This window comes from Lentzea pudingi, assembly GCF_014646255.1.
GTDB classification, from domain to species: domain Bacteria; phylum Actinomycetota; class Actinomycetes; order Mycobacteriales; family Pseudonocardiaceae; genus Lentzea; species Lentzea pudingi.
Genome location: NZ_BMNC01000005.1, coordinates 194,726 through 214,595 on the forward strand (window position 1 = coordinate 194,726; position 19,870 = coordinate 214,595).

Here is a 19,870-nt window from a genome sequence, read left to right on the forward strand (position 1 = left end):
CGGGTCCGGCGTTCAGGGCCGCGGCGGTATCTTTTCGATGATCTTCGCCGTCCCCGGTGAGCTGCCCAGCAACGTGATCGTGTCGCCCCGGATCAGGTGCGCCCACGCCGGCGGCACGAACGGCCTCAGCCGGGCCGTGGCGCGTTCGCCGGGCCCCAGCACCGGCTTGGACTCGATCCACAGCGCGGCCACCCGCTGGTGCTTGCCCGTGACGTCCCACGACGGGCGCTCTCCCCTGGCCCGCAGCGGTTCCGCGGTGACGGCCGTGGTCAGCTCGACCCGCAGCACGCCTTGGATCGACTCCACGCACCGCCACTGGAACCAGGCGTCGTCCTGGTCCATCTGCGTGGCCGCCTCGGCCAGCAGGGCCCAGTAGCGCGGTGTCTGCCAGGTGTTGCCGTCGGACTCCCCCAGCAGCTGGAGCACCAGCTCCCACTCTTCGAGGTCGAGGTAGTCGAGCAGGTCCGCGCTGCGCACCTCGGAGGGCACCAAGGACGCGGCGAACCGCAACAACTCACCGATCTCGCTGTCGTGTCTCCCCAACACCGGCCAATTCGATCACAGTCGCCACACCCGCCACGGGCTGGCGTTCGTGAAACGCGATCACGGCGCCCTCGGCGAGGTGCGGCCACGGGTCCGCGGGCCTGAGCCGGACGACCGCCTTCCGGCCTGGTTCCAGCACCGGCATCGACTCGATCCGCATCGTCGCGAGCCGGAGCACGCCGTCCCCGAGGTCCCAGCGCGTCCCCTGCCTCTCCCCGGCGGTGATCGGGGCGGCGTCCGTCGCCAGTTCGAGTTCGGCGCGGAGGAGTCCGTGCCTCGTCTCCCCTCGGCGCCAGGTGATCCAGTCCGTGCTCAGGCGCATCTGCCGCGCGGACTCCGCCAGCAGGTCCCAGAACTCGTCGGTCTGCCACGCGATGCCGTCGAAGTCCTCCAGGATGCCGTGCGCCACCTCCGGCTCGTTGTGGTCGAGGTAGTCCAACACGTCCGCGGAGGTGCACCCCGCGTCGCTGCGCGCGTCGGCGGGGATCAACGCCGCCGCACGGCGCAGCGGGTCAGTCATCCTCGCTCTTGTCCTCGCCGCCCTTGCCACTGCTGCGCTTCCGGTTCAGGCCCAGCACCTCGAGCGCCGACACCAGGTCGTTCGCCACCAGCGCCCGCACGCCGTCCGGCAACGGGCCGTGGTCCGGCGGCACCAGGGCCTTCTTGAACCCCAGCCGCGCGGCCTCGCTGAGGCGCTTGCCCACGCCGTTGACGCGGCGGATCTCGCCGGCCAGGCCGACCTCGCCCAGCACCACCAGGTCGGCGGGCAGTGCGATCTCCCGTTCGGCCGAGGCCACCGCCAGCACCACCGCGAGGTCCGCGGCCGGCTCCACCAGGCGCATGCCGCCGACCGTGGCGGTGAAGACGTCCTTCTGGAACAGGTTGACCTTGCCGCGCTTCTCCAGCACGGCCAGGGCCATCGAGATCCTGGCCGAGTCGAGGCCGCTGACCGCGCGCCGGGGCGCGGGCAGGTTCGTCTTGGCCACCAACGCCTGCACCTCGCCGAGCATCGGGCGCTTGCCCTCGACGATCACCGTGACGCAGGTGCCCTCGACGGCCTTCTCCCGGCGCGTGAGGAAGAGGCCGGACGGGTCCGGCACGCACGCGATTCCGTCGTCGCGCAGCTCGAAGCAGCCCACCTCGTCCGCCGCGCCGTAACGGTTCTTGATGCCTCGCAGCAGCCGCAGACTGGAATGCCGGTCGCCCTCGAACTGCAGCACCACGTCGACCAGGTGCTCCAGAACCCTCGGCCCCGCAACGGATCCGTCCTTCGTCACGTGTCCCACCAGGACGACCGGGAGGCCGCGTTCCTTGGCCATCGCGATCAGTCCTGATGCGACGGTCCGCACCTGCGTGACGCCGCCGGGCACGCCCTCGACGCTCACCGTCGACATGGTCTGGATGGAGTCGACGATCAACATCGACGGCTTCACCTGGTCGACCTGCCCGAGCAACGCGCTGAGCTCGCTCTCGGCCGCCAGGTACATCTCGGCGTGGAGGTTCCCCGTGCGCTCGGCGCGCAGCCGCACCTGCCCCGCGGACTCCTCGCCCGTCACGTAGAGGCAGCGGCCGTGCTCCTCCGCCCACCGGTGCGCCGTCTCCAGCAGCAGCGTCGACTTGCCGACGCCGGGCTCACCGGCGAGCAGCACTACGGCACCCGGCACCAGGCCGCCGCCCAGCACCCGGTCGAACTCGCTGACGCCCGTCGAGAGCGCCCGCGCCGACTCGATGTCGACCTCGCCGATCGGCCTCGCCTTGGAGGTCGGCGCTCCCGCCACGACACGGGTCACCGAGGCTGTGCCCCGTTCCTCGATGCTGCCCCAGGCCTGGCACTCGGGGCAGCGGCCGAACCACTTCGCCACCTCGTGCCCGCACTCGGCACAACGGAAGATCGGCCGCGCTGTCTTCGCCACGACCAGAACGGTAGAGGACAGGTCTGACACTTCCGATCGCCGCAGGTCACAGCCACGCACAGAAGTTTCGGAGATTTTATGGGGCGTTGTGTCGATCCGGTGCGGGGCCCGTTCGACGCATCAGTGGAAGGACACGACACACCTGGAGGACACAGTGAGCACCGCAACCGCTTCCGCGACGCAGACCCGCAAGTTCGCCATCGGCCGCTACGCCACCGTCGTCACCCGCGTGCTGACCGGCCTGCTGTTCGCCACGACCGGCCTGAACGGCTTCCTGATGTTCATGCCCGCCCCGGACCCCAGCACCATGGCGGCCGACGGCGTGGCGTTCAACGCGGCCCTCTACGCGACCGGCTACATGGTGCAGCTGACGTCCGGCGTCCAACTGCTCGCCGGCGTCCTGCTGGTGATCGGCCGGTTCGTGCCGCTGGCGCTGGCCCTGCTCGCCCCGGTGGTCGTGAACATCTTCCTGTTCCACGTCTTCCTGGAGCCGAGCGGCATGGTGATGGCACTGCTCGTGGTCGCCGCCGAGATCGGCCTCGCGTGGGCCTACCGCGACAAGTTCGCCCCGATGCTCAAGCCCTGACCCCTCGACAGTCCGGACCCCCCAACGCCGAACGCCGCCCCCTGGATGCCAGGAGGCGGCGTTTCGCACGTCGTTGCGAGCTCGCGACTTCCCGGCGAACGAGCCGGAGTCTGCGGAGCAGCGACCAAAAATTCAGTGACCGCCGGACTCGTGGTTCTCGCTCGTGCGCTTGTGGTCGGACGGCGCCATGGGCACCTCCAGCGTCAGGGAGCCGGCCTTCTCGAACAGGAAGGTGATCTTGACGGTCTGGGCCGCCACCACCTCGCGGTTCAGCTTCTTGAGCGTGCAGCGGATCTGCAGCACCTCGAGGTCCGGGTCGACCGCCACCGGAGCAGAGGAGGACGGGCGGCCGGTCGTCGACGGGGCACCGGACGAGGACGCGTTCGACGACGGGGCGCCGGACGACGACGGGTTGCCCGACGTCGAGGACGGGGTGCCCGCGCTGGACGACGGCGTGCCCGCGTTCGACGAGGGGGCGCCCGAGGTCGGCGCGACCGACGAGGACGAGACAGCAGAGGACGACGGCGAAGAGGACTTCACCGGGGCCTTCGAGGCGTCGTACTCGGCCCGCAGCGCGAACTGCGCCGGGATCTCCTTCGAACCGACGATCTCCGCCTCGGCCTCGGACGCGTCCGACTTGATCGACAGCAGCTTGTCCGGGGTGGACCCCGTGTTCGCGATGACGAACGTCAGCGGCACATCAGCGCCGTCGGGGTACCGGTTGCCGTCCGGCGGGAAGGCGAGCATGGCGTTGCGCACCGCGATCGGGCCAGCGTTGCCGCTCGCACCGTCCACGGCGGCGACCTGGGTGTCGGTCTGGGTGACCTGACCGGCGCTGCAGCCGACCGCCACCAGGCCGAGGCCCGCGGCCAGCGCTGCCGTCACGATCATCCGGCGAGACACTCCTGAGTTCACGGCTCCAGCGTCCTTCCTAGGGAACAACCACCAGGCAAGGAGCCTAACCGGGACCCGAATCGAGGGCGCGACTGGCTGCCAGTCGATCTTCGATGAGACGTACCTTGCACGCGAACAGGTGGTTTGTCAACCCCCCGCATGGCCCTGACCAGCGCTAACGGATCATCGAGCAGCGATCGGAGGGTTGCCGGACGTGTTAGGATGGAGGCATCGAAAGGGGCAGAGGACACATGGTTTTCAAGGTCGGAGAGACCGTCGTCTACCCGCACCACGGTGCCGCTCTCATCGAAGCAATCGAGACCCGCGTGATCAAGGGCGAGGAAAAGAAGTACCTCGTTCTGAAGGTAGCGCAGGGCGACCTCACCGTACGGGTTCCCGCTGACAACGCCGAAATCGTAGGCGTGCGTGACGTTGTCGGCCAGGAAGGGCTCGACAAGGTTTTCGAGGTCTTGCGTGCTCCCCACACCGAGGAGCCGACCAACTGGTCTCGGCGGTACAAGGCCAACCTTGAGAAGCTCGCCTCCGGCGACGTGAACAAGGTTGCGGAAGTGGTGCGCGACCTCTGGCGGCGCGAAAAGGATCGCGGGCTTTCCGCGGGCGAGAAGCGGATGCTGGCGAAGGCGCGGCAGATACTGGTCAGCGAGCTGGCGCTGGCCGAGGGCACCGACGAGGACAAGGCCGAGGTTCTCCTCGACGAAGTTCTCGCCACTGCCTCGTAATTCTCGAAGAACCACAACTGAGCATCGGATGTTGTCGCGAACATGAGTGTTGTCGCGCTCGTGCCCGCGGCAGGGCGGGGTGAGCGTCTGGGCTACGGGATGCCCAAGGCGCTCGTGCCGGTCAACGGTGTACCGCTGTTGACTCGTGCCGTGCGGGGCCTGTTCGAATCGGGCCACGTCCAGCACGTCGTCATCGCCGCTCCACCGTCCGATGTGGACCAAGTGCACACCGCAACCGCCTCGCTGGCCCCGGCCGGCGGGGCGGTGCACGTGCTTTCAGGGGGAGCGCAGCGCTCCGACTCGGTGCGACTCGCCCTCGAACACGCGCTCCGCGTGATTCCGGACACCTCGATCGTGCTGGTCCACGACGCCGCTCGTGCCTTCACCCCTCCCGAGGTCATCGCCGGTGTGGTCGCCGCCGTGCGCGACGGGTTCGACGCCGTCGTCCCGGTGCTCCCGGTCGCCGACACGATCAAGCAGGTGGACGAGGCCGGAGTGGTCGTCTCCACACCTGATCGAGCCGGTCTGCGGGTCGTGCAGACCCCGCAGGGTTTCCGCGCAGAGACTCTCAAAGCCGCCTACAGCTCCGGTATCGCCGCGACTGACGACGCCGGTCTCGTGGAGAAGAACGGTGTCGCGGTGCACACGGTTCCCGGCCACCCCCACGCCATGAAGATCACCACCCCGTTCGACCTCGCGGTCGCGGCGGCACTGTTCAGCGGAGGCCAGCGGTGAGGATCGGCCAGGGCGTCGACGTCCACCCGATCGAGGCAGGACGTGAGTGCTGGGTCGCCGGCCTGCTGTGGGAGGGCGTGGACGGGTGCGCCGGTCACTCCGACGGCGACGTGGCCTCGCACGCCCTGTGCGACGCGCTCCTCTCGGCGGCGGGCCTGGGTGATCTGGGCGCTGTCTTCGGCACGTCCGACCCGCGCTGGTCGGGTGCGCACGGCGTGGTCCTGCTCACGGAGGTGCGCCGCCTCGTCGAGGAGGCCGGCTTCCGTGTGGGAAACGCCACAGTGCAGGTCATCGGCAACCAGCCGCGCATCGGCAAGCGCCGCGAAGAGGCCCAGAAGACGCTCTCGGAGGCCGTCGGCGGGCCCGTCTCGGTCGCCGGCACCACCACGGACGGCCTCGGTCTCACAGGGCGGAACGAGGGCATCGCGGCGATCGCGACGGCTCTGCTGTTCCCCGTAGCCTGACCTCATGGCCACGCTTTCAGATGCACAGCGCGAACTCCTGGACAGCCCCAACTACGGCACGGTCGCGACGCTGACCAAGGACGGCAGCCCGCAGACCTCCGTCGTCTGGGTCAAGCGCGACGGTGACGACGTGCTGTTCTCCACGGTCGTCGGCCGCGCGAAGGAACGCCACCTGCAGAACGACCCGCGGGTGAGCATCACCGTCATCAACAAGGACAACCCCTACCAGTACAGCGAGTTCCGCGGTGACGCGTCGCTGACGACCGAGGGCGGCGCCGAGCTCATCAACGAGCTCTCGCACAAGTACCTCGGCAAGGACTACCCGGGCGACGCCGGCACGGACAACGTCCGCGTCATCGTGCGCGTGAAGGTCGCCAAGACCACCGGCAACGCATAAGGCGTGTCCCGCCCTAACGGGGCTGCCTCTGCACGGGCACCTTCAGCACGGCCGTGCCGCCGTCGAGGTCCACCCGGCTCCGCGGCGGCGCGTGATCGCCCTCGTCGTCGCGCAGCTGCCGTTCCTCCTTGCGGAACTCCAACTCGTCGCGCTTGCCGGCCTCGAACGTGGCTCCCAGCTCACCGATCCCCGCGCTCGACATCGGCATGCCCTTCTTCCTGCCGCGGACGAACCTCTCGAACACGGCGAGGAAGAACAGGGCCGCCACCAACGCGGGTAACGACATCGCGAACAGGAACCCCAGGCTCATACCTTCCCAACTCCCCGCACAGCGGTGTGGTTCCCGCCACTACGATCGCCTGGTGCCCAAGTACGACGTGTGCCTCTCCTTCGCCGGCGAAGACCGCCCCTACGTCGACGAGGTGGCCCGCCACCTCACCGAACTGGGCGTGACCCGCTTCTACGACACCGACGAGCAAGCCGATCTCTGGGGGAAGAACCTCGTCGAGCACCTCGACCAGATCTACCGCCACGACTCGCGCTTCTGCGTGATGTTCGTGTCGCAGCACTACGCCAGGAAGATGTGGACCAAGCACGAGCGGCAGGCCGCGTTCGACCGCGCGCTGGTCTCCGACACCGAGTACGTGCTGCCCGTCCGCTTCGACGACACCGAGATCCCCGCGCTGCGGGCAGGCACCGGCTACCTGGACATCCGCCACAGCACTCCGCGCGAGCTGGCGGAGATGATCGCCAGGAAGGTCGGCACCGCGGTTCCCGGGCCGAAGGCCGGCTGGGAGTACCAGCTGTTCGCCGACACCGTCGGGCTGCACATGCGCAACCTCAAGGACAAGCGGACGCGTCACGAGATGGGCGGCGCGAAGCCGACGCGCATGATCACCCAGGACGTCGACGCGCTCGACACGTTCATGGCGCGCAGCCGGGCGTTCGACAAGATCATCAACGGCGTCGCGGACCTGCTCTCCCCCGGCAGGTTGCAGAGCGCGTTCGGTCCGGCCGGGCGTCCCGGCGACAGCGACAAGATCAAGTACCTGGCCAACAGCTTCGTGGAGGCCTACGAGAGCCTGCTCGACTGGTCCGCCGAGCTGCGCGGCACCACGACGCCGGACCGGTTCACCGCGCTCTACTCCACCGCGGCGCACCTCTCCGACCAGCCGCTGAAGCAGATCGAACAGTTCGTCGAGGAGTTCCAGGCCGCGAGCAACCGCGGCGCGGGCGACCTGCAGCTGACCCTCTCCTACGACGCGTCCGCCGTCGAGGCCGAGCTCAAAAAGGTCCAGACCAACTAGCCGCTCGGGCACGTAGAGTCGGGGGCGTGACGATCCGCGCCGCGCTCTTCGACTTCTCCGGCACGCTGTTCCGGCTCGAGCACCCCGAGCTCGAGTCCAACGGTGCCCTGATGCGTGCCCTCACCGCCCCGGTCGGCATCGCCGACGACATGGACCCCGAACTGGTCGACGCCTGGCACCGCCGCGACCTCGACCCCGACGTGCACCGCTGGGTGCACGTGAAGGTCCTCAGGGACTCGCTCGTGCCCGACGCCGAGGCGTTCTACGACCAGCTGCTCGCGCCCGAGTCCTGGGTGCCGTACCCGGACACCAGGGCGACGCTGGAGCACTTGAAGGACGTCCCGGTCGCGGTCGTCAGCAACATCGGCTGGGACATCCGCACGGTGTTCGAGCTGCACGGCCTGACGCACCTCGTCGACGAGTTCGTGCTGTCCTACGAAGAAGGCGTCATCAAGCCGGACCCGAAGATCTTCACCACCGCGTGCGAACGGCTGGGTGTGGATCCCCGGGATGCCGTGATGGTCGGCGACAGCGAGGAGGCGGACGGCGGCGCGGAGGCCATCGGTTGCTCCTTCCGGCTCGTCAACCCGGTTCCGACGAGTGACCGCCCGGACGCTCTTTTGGATGTGGCCCGTACCATTCCCGTGTGAGCCTCCACATCTACGACACCGCGAGCCGGTCCATGCGGGAGTTCCACCCGCAGGTCAACGGAACGGCGTCGATCTACGTGTGTGGGGCGACGGTGCAGGGTGTGCCGCACATCGGGCACGTCCGCAGCGGTCTGAACTTCGACGTCCTCCGTCGCTGGCTCGCCCGCGACGGGGTCGACGTCACGCTGGTCCGCAACGTCACGGACATCGACGACAAGATCCTCACCAAGGCCGCCGACCACGGCAGGACCTGGTGGGAGTGGGCGTACACGCACGAGCGCGCCTTCGAGGACGCGTACGACGCACTGGGCTGCCTGCCGCCGTCGTACGCGCCGCGCGCCACCGGCCACGTCACGCAGATGGTCGAGCTGATGCAGCGGCTGATCGACAAGGGCCACGCCTACGACGTCGACGGTGACGTCTACTTCGACGTGCGCTCGTTCCCCGAGTACGGCGCGCTGTCCGGGCAGAAGCTCGACGCCGTGGAGCAGGGTGAGACGGCGGTGCGCGGCAAGCGCGACCCGCGTGACTTCACGCTGTGGAAGGCCGCGAAGCCCGGTGAGCCGTCCTGGCCGACGCCGTGGGGCGAAGGCAGGCCCGGCTGGCACCTCGAGTGCTCGGCGATGGCCACGACGTACCTCGGCAGCACGTTCGACATCCACGGCGGCGGGCTCGACCTGATCTTCCCGCACCACGAGAACGAGCAGGCCCAGTCCCGCGCGGCGGGCGACGGCTTCGCGAACTACTGGATGCACAACTACTGGGTGACGCTGTCCGGCGAGAAGATGGCCAAGTCGCTCGGCAACACCGTGTCCATCCCGGCGATGCTGGAGCTGGTCCGCGCCCAGGAGCTGCGGTACTACCTGGTGGCGCCGCACTACCGTTCGCACATCGAGTACTCCGAAGAGGCCCTGCAGGAGGCGGTGACGTCCTACGGGCGCATCGAGTCGTTCCTGCGCCGGGTCGCCGAGCGCACTGGTCAGGTCCAGCTGCGCGGCGACATGTGCCCGGACTTCGTGGTCGCGATGGACAACGACCTGAACACGCCCCAAGCCGTGGCCGCACTGCACAACAAGGTGCGCCAGGGCAACACGGCGCTGGCCGAAGGTGATCACGACAAGGCCCGTGAAGCGGCCGAGTGCGTGCGCCGGATGGCCGACATCCTCGGCGTCGACCCGTTGTCGCCGAAGTGGAACGACCAGTCGTCTGCCGACCTCGGCATGCGGCAGGCGTTGACCACGCTGGTGGACCGACTGCTGGTCGAACGCCAGGAAGCCCGCAAGAGCAGGGACTTCGCACGCTCTGACGCGTTGCGCGACCAGCTGCACGACGCGGGCATCGCCGTCGAGGACACCCCCGACGGTCCGCAGTGGACTTTGAAGGACGACTGACTTCCGTGGCTGGCAATTCCAAGCGCAAGGGCGCGATGCGCAATCCGGGCTCGAAGAAGGGCGCGGTCGCCGGCTCCGGCGGGCAGAAGTCCAAGGGCCTGCAGGGCAAGGGTCCGACGCCGAAGGCGACCGACCGCCCGAACCACCCGGCGTACCGCAACGCCAAGATGGCGGCGAAGTCCAGTGCCGCCAGGACCCAGCGCAGGCAGACGAAGGAGAAGGCCTCCGCGGAGACCGTGGCGGGCCGCAACCCCGTCGTCGAGTGCCTGCGCGCGGGCACGCCCGCGACGGCGCTCTACGTGGCGCTGGGCATCGACACGGACGACCGCGTGCAGGAGGCCGTGCAACTGGCCGCCGAGCGGGGGATCTCCGTGCTGGAGGTGTCCCGCGGTGAGCTCGACCGGATCACCGCCGGCGCGATGCACCAGGGCCTCGGCCTCCAGGTGCCGCCGTTCGAGTACGCGACGCCGGACGAGCTGCTGGAACTCGCCCAGCGCTCCACCCGGCCGCCGCTGCTGGTGGCGCTGGACGGCGTGACGGACCCGCGCAACCTGGGTGCCGTCATCCGCTCCGCCGCCGCGTTCGGCGCGCAGGGTGTCGTGGTGCCGCAGCGCCGCAGCGCGTCGATGACGGCCGTGGCCTGGCGCACCAGCGCGGGCACGGCGGCCAAGCTGCCGATCGCGATGGCCACGAACCTCACCCGCACGCTGCGCGACTGGGCGGAGGCGGGCCTGATGATCGTGGGCCTCGACGCGGACGGTGACGTCGACGTCGACGGCCTCGAGCTCGCGACGGGTCCGCTCGTCGTCGTGGTGGGGTCGGAGGGCCGCGGTCTCGGCCGTCTCGTCAAGGAGACGTGCGACCAGACCGTGTCGATCCCGATGGCCACCGGCGTCGAGTCGCTCAACGCGTCCGTCGCGGCCGGTGTCGTGCTGGCGGAGGTCGCTCGTCGCCGCCGCATCGATGCCCAGGGCTGACCCTACTTTCGGCCCTTGTCCGGCGGTTGCCTGACGTTATTGATCAGTTTGCGACGCCATGCGCGTCCATAACCGACGTTAGTGATCGTTTTCCTCGCCCGCGAAACCGGTTTCGTCACGCGGGCGAGGAAACGAGATCTCCACACTTGCCAGAACTCCACCGCTCAACGGGATGACAAACCGCGTGGCCTATTTCGCGCCACTCCCGAGCGCGGGTACCTTCGTGCAGATCGGAATTCGCAGGTCACCCGGGGCAGGAGTCGGAGCAGGTTGCACCGGTCGGCCGAGCCGCCGACGCCCGTTTGGCACCAGCTGACACGGAACGTGACCATTTGGGATCCAATCAGGCGACCCCCAGGTCAACTGTCAAGAAGATCAGCTCTACGTTTCGCTATTGTAACTACTTTATGTAACTGCTCTGCTCCGTTTAGGTACACACTGTGGTAGGACAGACGTTGAACGGTCAGGCAGCTTCTACCGTGATTGTCGATAGGAATTGATTACCACCGGCGGGGGCGACGTGACTCGGCGTAGAGCGAATCGGGACGTGCCGATTCGCCGCGCGCGGGCAGCGGCCCCGCGAGGTACCGCATGACGACGCGCGGGACCCTCCGCGAGCTCGCGGGTATGCGCGAGTTCCGTGCGATGTGGATCGGTTCGACGCTTTCGACCGCCGGTGACCAACTCGCCGCTGTCGCATTGTCACTGCTCGTATTCGAGCGGACACAATCCGTTGCCGCGACCGCTCTCACCTGGTCTTTGACACTCTTCCCGCCGCTGATTTCGGGCCCGTTGCTCGGCTGGGTCGCCGACCGGTTCCCCCGGCGCACGGTAATGGTGACGACGGCCTGGTTGCAGGCGGCGCTGATGGCCGCGATGGCCATTCCGGGCATGCCGCTGTGGGCGATGATCGTGCTGCTGGTGGTGGTGCTGGCGATCTCCTCGCCGTACCTCGCGGCCCAGGAGGCGAGCCTCCCGAACGTGCTGCCACCCAAGCGCTACGACGACGGGGTGGCGTTGTTCGGCACGTCCGTCGACATAGCCCAGATGGCAGGCCTCGCGGCCGCGGGCTTCCTCGTCGCGCACACGAGTCCGGGCCTGGCGCTCGCGATCAACGCCGGCACGTTCGTCGTCCTGGCGATCTTGGTGCAGACGTCGGTGAAGCACCGCCCGGCCGCGGATCCGCTGGGCCGCAAGAAGAAGGACGACGGGGAACAGCCCCGCGGCGTGCTGACGCTGATGGTGGCGGAACCGCGCCTGAGGACCCTGCTGGGCGTCCGGATGCTCGCGGGCCTCGCGATGGTCCCGGAAGGCCTCGCGGTCCCCCTGGCGGCGAGCCTGAACGCGGTCTGGGCGGTGGGCCTGATCCTCGCCATCGAACCCGCCGCGAACGTGCTGGGCGTGGCGCTGCTCTTCCGCCTCGTACGAGATCCGGCGAAGCGAGAACGCCTCATCGGCCCGCTGGCGATCCTGTCGCTGGCGCCGTTGATCATGTTCGCTTTCAACCCGAACCTGACCTGGACGATCGTTTTGCTGGTGATTGCCGGTATAGGCGGGGCTTATCACACACCCGCTCGTTCGGCGTGGATGCGGCTGCTACCGGACCAGTACCGCGGAAGGGCTTATGGCATTGGGCGTGCGGCGCTGCGCTCGAGCCAGGGCGGCGGAATGGCGCTGGCGGGCGTGGTGGCCCATTCGATCGGGTCGGTGACGGCCACGATCGCGGGAGCGGGCGGCATCGGACTGCTGCTGGCAACACAAGCTACCTTCGCCTGGCGACGCGCTCGGGGTCGCAACGACACGAAGGTGGTGGCAATCTGAAACAGAACAGTCACCAATAGCGATATCCGTCGTGAGGCACCAAGATGATCCAGGTGCGCTTTGAAGCCGGGTAGAGGAAGGGTGGCGTTCAGAAGTCTCGGTTGCACATGGAAGGACACCTCCTCGTTGCGACGAGCGGCAGCGTGGTGGTCTACGACCTGGTCAGCGGCGGCTTAGCTCATGAAGTTCCATGAGCGTAGGGGGTCGTGGTGAAGAACAGTTTGACTGATCGCAGGCGATCGCGGGCACTCGGCTTGACTCCGATTCGCAACTGGGACCTTTGGACCGTTGCGCCTAGTGCGATCGCATACTTTTTCGTGCTCGAAGCAGCCGTAGCCGTAGCGGCCATCTGGCTCCTGACGAAGCTCACCGCCGTCTCGAACGACGACTGGCTCCGCTTCGCCGCACTCATCGCCGCCATCACGATCCACCTGACCGTCGTGCGCAGAGCCGAAGAGGCCCGCCGCAACGAGGCCTCGGGCCCACACATAGACCTGACCTCGGTCTGGACGTTCGCAGCAGCCGTGGCACTACCGGGCGGCCTGGCCGTGATCGCCACGATCTGGATGCGCATCCTGATCCAGCCGATCGCCAGACGCCAGCCGTACCGCTTCGTCTTCGGCACCGCCTCCATGCTCGCCTCCACGCTCCTGTCGTGGGCACTCGTCCACCTGTCAGGTGTCTCTTTGGCGGCCACGGGAAACGTCCCGGCAGACCTGAGCCTCGTCCTGATCCTCGCGATAGCCGCAGTCGTCTACTGGTTCGTCCAGGTGATGACCGTCGCCGCGGCCTTCAAAATCGTCACCCCGAACTCGAAGGTCCTCGACTTCCTGGGTTCCAAGGTCGACAACATGCTCGAAATGAGCACCCTCGGCGCCGGCGCGATGCTCGGCATGCTCATGACGAGCCACTGGGTGGGCCCACTGCTGCTGATGGTCCCGGTGATCCTCGTGAACGCCCTGCTCTCCAGAGCAGGCGAACGCCGCACCCACCTCGAACGCCTCCTGCGAGAACAGGAACAACTCCACCAGCGCCTGGCAGCAGACGCCCACACCGATTACCGGACGGGCCTGCTGAACACCAACGGCCTGACCGAGTACGCGGGCCGCCTGGCAGAACGCTGCCGCCTGGACGGCGAACCGATGACAGTCCTGGTCATCGACCTCGACCACTTCAAGCGCATCAACGACACCTGGGGCCACCCAGCAGGCAACGCAGTACTAGCAGAGGTGGGCAGGATCCTCCGCGAAAAGCTCCGCCCAGGAGACGTAGCGGGCCGAGACGGCGGCGAGGAATTCGTAGTAGCGCTGAAGGACACCCCGGTGGCCCAAGGCGTGACGATCGCAGAACGCATCCGCGAGGCAATCGGCTCCCTGGCAGTCCCCACCACGGACAAGCACCGCAACGTGGTCACCCTCTACGGCCGCGAAATCCAGCCACCAGAACCAGAAGGCGAGTCGCTGCAAGCGATCTCAGCCTCGATCGGCGTAGCGGTCATCCCGGACAACGGCCCGGACATGGCCACGGCCCAACACTCCGCAGACGCCGCCTTGTACAAGGCCAAGGAGAACGGCCGCAACCAGGTACGAGTAGCAGGCCTCGACATTCCCCCGCGCCTGATGCCAGCCCCACGACAAGACGACGTGACAAAGCCGATCGGCTCCCGCACAGCCTGACGCCTGATCGAACGCGATGCCGCAGGCGTGCATCTACCTACGGGCGGCGTGGACCCCGGCTTTGGATCAGATTGGCGGGGTCTGGGGCCGGAGCCCCAGGTCCTTCAGCCCGAACGCCAGTCAATCAAACAGACCGCCGCTGAACAGCCCCAACCCCCCGGCAAACCAGATAAATCACAAAACTGACCGCCGTAACCAGAGCAGAAACCGGCAACCCAGGCTGCAACGACAACAAAATCCCACCAACAGCCGCAACCTCCGCGAACACCACGGACAAAACCGTGGCCCGCACCGGCGAAGCGGTGACGCGCATGGCAGCCGCAGCAGGCGTGATCATCAACGCCAGCACCAGCAACGCCCCGACAACCTGAACCGACAACGCTGTGGCGATACCCACCAGCACAGCGAACACGATCGACAACGTCCGCACCGGAACCCCGCGCGACACAGCCACATCAGGATCGACCGACGCGAAGAACAACGGCCGATAGATCACCGCGAGCACCGCCAGCACAGCAACAGACGAGATCACCAGGAGGTTCAGGTCGGTCGAGTCGACCCCGACGATCTGCCCGGTCAACAACCCGAACTTGTTGGACGCACGCCCTTTGTAGAGCGCGAGCATCAAAATGCCCATGCCGAGTCCAAAGGCGAGGATCGCCCCGATCACCGAGTCACGATCACTCTCCCGCCGGGACAGCACCCCGAGCAGCACCGCGGCGATGATCGACCCGGCCAGCGCGCCGTACCCGATCCCCACCCCGAGCAACAGCGCCGCGGCGCCACCGGTGAACGCGAGCTCACTGGTCCCGTGCACGGCGAACGCCATCTTGCGGGTCACCACGAGCGGGCCGAGCACACCGGCGACCAGGCCCAGCACGGCGGCCGCGATCAGGGCGGTCTGCACGAAGTCCAGTTCGAGCAGGTCGAGAAAGCTCACGACGCGGCCCCCGCCGAGAGGTGGTGCGTCTGCTCCTCGCAGGCGCCGGCGCCGACGACCAGGATCTGGTCGCGCACCCGCACGACGTCGACCGGCGTCCGGTACAGCTCGGACAGCGTGCGGGAGTTCATGACCTCTTCCGGCGTGCCGATCCGGAACCGCCCGCCGACCAGGTACAGGACCCGGTCGACCAGCGGCAGCACCGGGTTCAGCTCGTGCGTGACGAACAGGACGGCCGTGTCGGCCTCACGACGGCGCTTGTCGATCAGCTCGGACACCACCCGCTGGTTCGCGAGGTCCAACGACAGCAGCGGCTCGTCGCAGAGCATCACGGTGGGGTCGCCGACCAGCGCCTGGGCGACCCTCAGCCGTTGCTGTTCACCACCGGACAACACCCCGACGGGCGAGTCCGCGTACCGGGTACCGCCCACGGCCTCGATGGCCGCGTCGACACGGATCCGGCGTTCACGACGGCCCCGCAGGCCGAAGCCCCACGAGTGGCCGTCGAGTCCCAGGCCCACGAGGTCGCGGCCGCGCAACGTCATGGACTGGTCGAGCGCTCGCTGCTGCGGGATGTACCCGATGGCGTGGTTCCCGCCGGCGATCGAGACCGTGCCGGACGACAGCGGCTGCAGACCGAGCAGCACGCGCATCAGGCTGGTCTTGCCGGAGCCGTTCGGCCCCAGGACCGCGAGGAACTCACCGGGCTCGACGTCGAGGTCGAGCCCGTCCCACAGCACCCTGTCCCCGTAGGACAGCCGTGCTCCGCGCAGCGAGATCGCGCTCATGCCTTGAGCGCCTGCGTGAGCGCGTCAACCTGCTTGCTCATCCAGTCAAGGTAGCCGGTCACGCCCTCGGGCAACGTCTCGGTGACCGGGACGACCGCGATGCCGGCCGTCTTGGCCTTCTCGACGACGCCCTTGGTGACCTGGTTCTCGGTCTGGGTGTTCTCGACCAGCACGGTGACCTGCTTGCCTTCGACGAGCTGGTTCATCGACGCGAGGGCGGCGGCCGGCACGTCGGTCTCCTCCTCGATCGCCTCGCTGAACTCCTCGGGCGTCACGTCCTCGGCGCCGGTCGCGTCGATCAGGTAGTGCGCGATGGGCTCGGTGGAGGCCACCTTCTTGCCCTTGCCGATGCCGTCGACCTTCTTCTCCAGCTCTTCGAGCTTGGCCTTGAAGTCCGCGGTGTTCTTCTCGAACGCCGGCTTCTTGTCGGGAGCGATCGCGCCCAGCTCGTTCGCCGCGGCCTCGGCCACCGCCCCGACGGTGTGCAGGTCGTACCAGACGTGCTCGTTGACGCTGTGGTCGTGACCGTCGGCGTCGGGCGCACCGGTCTGCGGCTCCGCGTGGTTGTCGGCCAGCGGGAACGCCTCGACCTTCTTGGTGGCGTCGCTGGTGATCAGCTTCGCGAAGAAGTCGTCGTAGCCGCCGCCGTTGAAGACGACCAGCTTGGCGTCCTTGACCAGCGCCGCGTCCGCGGGCTTGCTCTCGTACGAGTGCGGGTCGGCGCTCGGGTCGTCCAGCAGGGCCTTGACCTCGACGTCGTCGCCGCCGACGGCCTTGACGACGCTGCCCCAGACGTTCGTGGAGGCGACGACCTGGATCTTGCCGCTGTCGGAAGACGGCGTGGAGGTGCCGCAGGCGGCCAGGCTCACGACGGCGAGAGTGCCGACCAGAGCGTTGCGGAGAGTCATCACGCCGTCCCTCGATCAGGTAATGGAAACCGTTGTCGAGTTCAGCTTACGACACGAAAAAGCCCCCGACGGTCACGCCGGGGGCTTGAACGTGTGAATCACGCCTCCAGGCGCTCGCCCGACTCGGGGTGGAACAGGTGGATCTCGGTGGTGTCGCGGACGGCCACCTTGACGTGCTGACCCAGGGTCGGCGGCGTGCGGCCGTCGACGCGGACGACGAAGCGCTGCGACGAGTCACCGATCTTCACCGCACCGTGCACGAGCGCGTCGGCGCCGAGCTCCTCGACCAGCTCGACGGTCATGTCCATGCCCTCCTCGCTCGACGGCACGATGCCGAGCGCCTCGGGCCGGATGCCGAAGGTGACCTCGTCCAGCCCACCGGCGGCGGCGATCGCGTCACGCGAGAGCGGCACGATGACGCCGTCGAGCTTCGCGCCCTCGGACGTGATCGGCACGGTCTTGAGGTTCATGGCCGGCGAGCCGATGAAGCCCGCGACGAACGCGTTGGCCGGGCGGTCGTACAGCGCGCGAGGCGTGTCGCACTGCTGCAGCAGGCCGTCCTTGAGCACCGCGACGCGGTGGCCCATGGTCATGGCCTCGACCTGGTCGTGCGTGACGTAGATCGTGGTGGTGCCGAGGCGCTGCTGGAGGGCGGCGATGTTCGCACGCGTCTCGACGCGCAGCTTGGCGTCCAGGTTGGACAGCGGCTCGTCCATGAGGAACACGGACGGCTCGCGCACGATGGCGCGACCCATGGCGACGCGCTGACGCTGACCACCGGAGAGCGCCTTCGGCTTGCGCTCCAGGTACTTCTGCAGGTCGAGCATCTTGGCGGCCTCTTCGACCTTCGCCTTGATCTCGGGCTTCGGCACACCGCGCAGCTTGAGCGCGAAGCCCATGTTCTCCGCGACGGTCATGTGCGGGTACAGCGCGTACGACTGGAACACCATCGCGATGTCCCGGCCCTTCGGCGGCACGTTCGTGACGTCCTTGCCACCGATGTGGATGGCGCCCTCGTCGATGTCCTCGAGGCCCGCGAGCATGCGCAGAGCGGTGGACTTGCCGGAACCGGACGGCCCGACCAGCACCAGGAACTCGCCGTCTGCCACCTCGAGCGAGAGCTCGTCGACCGCGCGGACCGGCGGGTTGCCGGAGAACACGCGTGAAGCCTTGACGTAGGACACCTCTGCCATGTGACGCACCTTTCACCGCTTGTCTGGGGGCGACGTTAGGTGTTGCAAGCGCTTACGTGAACAGACGTAAGCGCTTACGTTTCGGGATGGGGAAACGTAAGCGCTTACGTTCAGAGGTGTGAACGATCAGCCCTTCACGGCGCCGGACGCGAGGCCCTGCACCAGGAACTTCTGCACCAGGTAGAACACGACGATCGCCGGGATCGCGACCAGGATGGACGCGGCGGCGAGGTGCCCCCACTCGGTCCTGTTCTGCTGCACGAACACCTGCAGCCCGACCGCCAGCGTCTTCGACTCGTCCGCGGCGGACAGGAAGGCGGACGCGAACGCCACCTCGCCCCAGGCCGTGAGGAACGCGTAGAAGGCCGTGACCGCGAGACCCGGCTTGGCCAGCGGCATGATCAGCCGCCAGAACACGCCGAACGGCGACAGCCCGTCCACGCGGCCGGCCTCGTCGATGTCGCCCGGCACCGTGTCGAAGTAGCCCTTCAACATGTAGGTGCAGAACGGCACCGCGGTCGTGCAGTAGACGAGCACGAGGCCGAGCGAGGTCCCGTTGAGCCCCAACGCGATCAGGATGTTGTACAGCGGCACGATGAGCACCGCGAACGGGAACATCTGCACCAGCAGGAACGACATCATCAGGCCGCGCTTGCCGGGGAACCGGAACCGCGACGCCGCGTACCCGGCGGTGGCCGAGATGAACACACCGATGACGGTGGTCATCAGCGCGATCAGCACGGAGTTGCCGAACCAGGCGAGGAAGTCGCCCTTCTCGCCGGACAGCACGCGGGTGTAGTTGTCCAAAGAGGACTCGTTGAACAGCTTCGGGGTCGGCTCGACCGCACGCGCGTCCGGCTTCAGCGAGGTGACGAGCACCCAGAAGACCGGGAACACCGCGATGATCGACGCGACGATCAGCGTGGCGTGCAGGGCGATCGAGGCGCCCTTGGACCGGTCGGCCCGGCTCAGCCGGCGGCCGGTCCCCTGCACCATCTTGAGGGACGAAGCGTCGAGCGTCATCACCACACCTCGCCCTGCTTGCGCAGCGCTCGCCGGTAGATCGTGGCGAACACCAACAACACCGAAAGGATCAGCACGCCGTACGTCGACGCGACGGCGTAGTCACGGGACGCGCCGGAGAAGAAGCGCTCGAACGCGTAGGTGACCAGGATCCGGGCGTTCGGGTTCGGTCCGGCGATCAGGTAGATGATCGGGAACATGTTGAACGTCCAGATGATGCCCAGCAGGACCACCGTCGACGACACCGAACGCAGGCCCGGCAACGTGACGTGGCGGAAGCGCTGCCACGGCGTCGCACCGTCCACTTCGGCCGCTTCGTAGAGGTCGCCCGGGATCGACTGCAGGCCACCGAGGAGCGCCACCATCATGAACGGCACGCCGAGCCACACGTTCACGATGATCACGGACACCAGCGCCCAGTTCGACTGGCCGAGCCACACCGGGTCCGGCAGGCCGACCGAGCGCAGGAGCTGGTTGATGATCCCGTACTGCGCGTTGAACATGTACTTCCACGCGAACGCGCTGATGAACCCGGGCACGGCCCACGGCAGGATCAGCAGCACGCGGTAGAGCGTGCGGCCCTTCACCTGGCGGTTCAGCAGCATCGCGAGGCCGAGACCGATGGTGTAATGGAAGAACACGCACGAGAACGTCCAGATCAGCGTGCGGACGAGCGTGCCCCAGAACGCGCCGAACGACTCGCCGCCCGACAGGACGTTGAGGTAGTTCTTGAACCCCACCACGTCGTAGGTCGCGGGCCGATCGAGGATCGGGTTGGCGATGTTGCCCTCGTTGATGTTCGTGAAGGTGAAGAACACGCCCTGTGCGAGCGGGTAGAGCACCAACACCGCGATGACCACCACGACCGGCAGCACCATCGCATACGCGTACCAGTACCTGTCCAGGAACCGACGCACCGAGACT

Annotated in this window: 22 protein-coding genes; 11 read left to right on the plus strand and 11 right to left on the minus strand. The window is 67.8% G+C overall.

Annotation, left to right across the window (positions count from 1 at the left end; genetic code table 11):
* Positions 1-12: 12 nt before the first annotated feature.
* From IEY88_RS19780 to radA, 3 genes are read right to left on the minus strand one after another with little or no spacing between them, the layout of a single operon-like run.
* Complete coding sequence (locus IEY88_RS19780) at positions 13-546, minus strand: hypothetical protein (RefSeq protein WP_189156263.1); 534 nt, start codon at positions 544-546, stop codon at positions 13-15.
* A complete protein-coding gene (locus IEY88_RS19785; protein WP_189156264.1) occupies positions 515-1,063 on the minus strand; it encodes a hypothetical protein in 549 nt (182 codons plus the stop codon). Before IEY88_RS19785 ends, IEY88_RS19780 begins: the two co-directional genes overlap by 32 nt.
* Positions 1,056-2,456: a DNA repair protein RadA gene (gene radA / locus IEY88_RS19790; RefSeq protein ID WP_189156265.1), complete on the minus strand. Its 1,401-nt coding sequence runs from the start codon at positions 2,454-2,456 to the stop codon at positions 1,056-1,058. Before radA ends, IEY88_RS19785 begins: the two co-directional genes overlap by 8 nt.
* 154 nt (positions 2,457-2,610) lie before the next feature.
* Between radA and IEY88_RS19795 the strand changes: the two genes are divergently transcribed.
* The gene (locus tag IEY88_RS19795; RefSeq protein WP_189156266.1) at positions 2,611-3,042 is read left to right on the plus strand and encodes a DoxX family protein; all 432 of its coding nucleotides are present in this window, start codon (positions 2,611-2,613) and stop codon (positions 3,040-3,042) included.
* A gap of 132 nt (positions 3,043-3,174) precedes the next feature.
* Here IEY88_RS19795 and IEY88_RS19800 read toward each other — a convergent pair whose 3' ends face one another.
* Entirely contained in the window at positions 3,175-3,933 is a 759-nt protein-coding gene (locus tag IEY88_RS19800) for a hypothetical protein (protein WP_189156267.1), read from the minus strand.
* Positions 3,934-4,187: 254 nt separating this feature from the next.
* Between IEY88_RS19800 and IEY88_RS19805 the strand changes: the two genes are divergently transcribed.
* The 4 genes from IEY88_RS19805 to IEY88_RS19820 are packed head-to-tail and all read left to right on the plus strand — an operon-like array spanning position 4,188 to position 6,272.
* The gene (locus IEY88_RS19805) at positions 4,188-4,676 is read left to right on the plus strand and encodes a CarD family transcriptional regulator (RefSeq protein ID WP_012782996.1); all 489 of its coding nucleotides are present in this window, start codon (positions 4,188-4,190) and stop codon (positions 4,674-4,676) included.
* 42 nt (positions 4,677-4,718) lie between these two features.
* Entirely contained in the window at positions 4,719-5,411 is a 693-nt protein-coding gene (ispD, locus tag IEY88_RS19810) for a 2-C-methyl-D-erythritol 4-phosphate cytidylyltransferase (RefSeq protein ID WP_189156268.1), read from the plus strand.
* Positions 5,408-5,875, plus strand: coding sequence for a 2-C-methyl-D-erythritol 2,4-cyclodiphosphate synthase (gene ispF / locus IEY88_RS19815; RefSeq protein ID WP_189156269.1), 468 nt, complete (start codon positions 5,408-5,410; stop codon positions 5,873-5,875). The genes ispD and ispF overlap by 4 nt, the downstream gene beginning before the upstream one ends.
* A 4-nt stretch (positions 5,876-5,879) precedes the next feature.
* Positions 5,880-6,272 carry a PPOX class F420-dependent oxidoreductase gene (locus IEY88_RS19820; protein ID WP_189156270.1) on the plus strand — a complete coding sequence of 131 codons (393 nt, stop codon included), beginning with the start codon at positions 5,880-5,882 and terminating at the stop codon, positions 6,270-6,272.
* Between the two features lie 13 nt (positions 6,273-6,285).
* Here IEY88_RS19820 and IEY88_RS19825 read toward each other — a convergent pair whose 3' ends face one another.
* Positions 6,286-6,582 (minus strand): DUF6191 domain-containing protein, encoded by a 297-nt coding sequence (locus tag IEY88_RS19825; RefSeq protein WP_189156271.1) that lies wholly within the window; start codon positions 6,580-6,582, stop codon positions 6,286-6,288.
* 52 nt (positions 6,583-6,634) lie between these two features.
* Between IEY88_RS19825 and IEY88_RS19830 the strand changes: the two genes are divergently transcribed.
* The 6 genes from IEY88_RS19830 to IEY88_RS19855 all read left to right on the plus strand — a co-directional run bounded on the left by IEY88_RS19830 (position 6,635) and on the right by IEY88_RS19855 (position 14,094).
* Positions 6,635-7,579: a toll/interleukin-1 receptor domain-containing protein gene (locus IEY88_RS19830; protein WP_189156272.1), complete on the plus strand. Its 945-nt coding sequence runs from the start codon at positions 6,635-6,637 to the stop codon at positions 7,577-7,579.
* Positions 7,580-7,605: 26 nt separating this feature from the next.
* A complete protein-coding gene (locus IEY88_RS19835; protein WP_189156273.1) occupies positions 7,606-8,229 on the plus strand; it encodes an HAD family hydrolase in 624 nt (207 codons plus the stop codon).
* Positions 8,226-9,620, plus strand: a complete 1,395-nt coding sequence (cysS, locus tag IEY88_RS19840) for a cysteine--tRNA ligase (RefSeq protein ID WP_189156274.1) — start codon at positions 8,226-8,228, stop codon at positions 9,618-9,620. The genes IEY88_RS19835 and cysS overlap by 4 nt, the downstream gene beginning before the upstream one ends.
* Before the next feature lie 5 nt (positions 9,621-9,625).
* Positions 9,626-10,597 (plus strand): 23S rRNA (guanosine(2251)-2'-O)-methyltransferase RlmB, encoded by a 972-nt coding sequence (rlmB, locus tag IEY88_RS19845; RefSeq protein ID WP_189156275.1) that lies wholly within the window; start codon positions 9,626-9,628, stop codon positions 10,595-10,597.
* Between the two features lie 591 nt (positions 10,598-11,188).
* Positions 11,189-12,418, plus strand: coding sequence for an MFS transporter (locus IEY88_RS19850; RefSeq protein WP_189156276.1), 1,230 nt, complete (start codon positions 11,189-11,191; stop codon positions 12,416-12,418).
* A 317-nt stretch (positions 12,419-12,735) separates the two neighbouring features.
* Positions 12,736-14,094: a GGDEF domain-containing protein gene (locus IEY88_RS19855; protein ID WP_229693564.1), complete on the plus strand. Its 1,359-nt coding sequence runs from the start codon at positions 12,736-12,738 to the stop codon at positions 14,092-14,094.
* Positions 14,095-14,218: 124 nt separating this feature from the next.
* On the opposite strand, the gene IEY88_RS19860 is transcribed toward IEY88_RS19855, so the two are convergent.
* The 6 genes from IEY88_RS19860 to IEY88_RS19885 all read right to left on the minus strand — a co-directional run bounded on the left by IEY88_RS19860 (position 14,219) and on the right by IEY88_RS19885 (position 19,863).
* A complete protein-coding gene (locus tag IEY88_RS19860; protein ID WP_189156278.1) occupies positions 14,219-15,034 on the minus strand; it encodes a metal ABC transporter permease in 816 nt (271 codons plus the stop codon).
* Positions 15,031-15,822, minus strand: a complete 792-nt coding sequence (locus IEY88_RS19865) for a metal ABC transporter ATP-binding protein (RefSeq protein WP_189156279.1) — start codon at positions 15,820-15,822, stop codon at positions 15,031-15,033. The genes IEY88_RS19860 and IEY88_RS19865 overlap by 4 nt, the downstream gene beginning before the upstream one ends.
* Positions 15,819-16,730 (minus strand): metal ABC transporter solute-binding protein, Zn/Mn family, encoded by a 912-nt coding sequence (locus IEY88_RS19870; protein WP_189156280.1) that lies wholly within the window; start codon positions 16,728-16,730, stop codon positions 15,819-15,821. The genes IEY88_RS19865 and IEY88_RS19870 overlap by 4 nt, the downstream gene beginning before the upstream one ends.
* Before the next feature lie 98 nt (positions 16,731-16,828).
* Positions 16,829-17,923, minus strand: a complete 1,095-nt coding sequence (locus IEY88_RS19875) for an ABC transporter ATP-binding protein (protein ID WP_189156281.1) — start codon at positions 17,921-17,923, stop codon at positions 16,829-16,831.
* Between the two features lie 126 nt (positions 17,924-18,049).
* Entirely contained in the window at positions 18,050-18,946 is an 897-nt protein-coding gene (locus IEY88_RS19880; protein WP_189156282.1) for a sugar ABC transporter permease, read from the minus strand.
* The gene (locus tag IEY88_RS19885) at positions 18,946-19,863 is read right to left on the minus strand and encodes a carbohydrate ABC transporter permease (protein ID WP_373294144.1); all 918 of its coding nucleotides are present in this window, start codon (positions 19,861-19,863) and stop codon (positions 18,946-18,948) included. Before IEY88_RS19885 ends, IEY88_RS19880 begins: the two co-directional genes overlap by 1 nt.
* Positions 19,864-19,870: the final 7 nt, after the last annotated feature.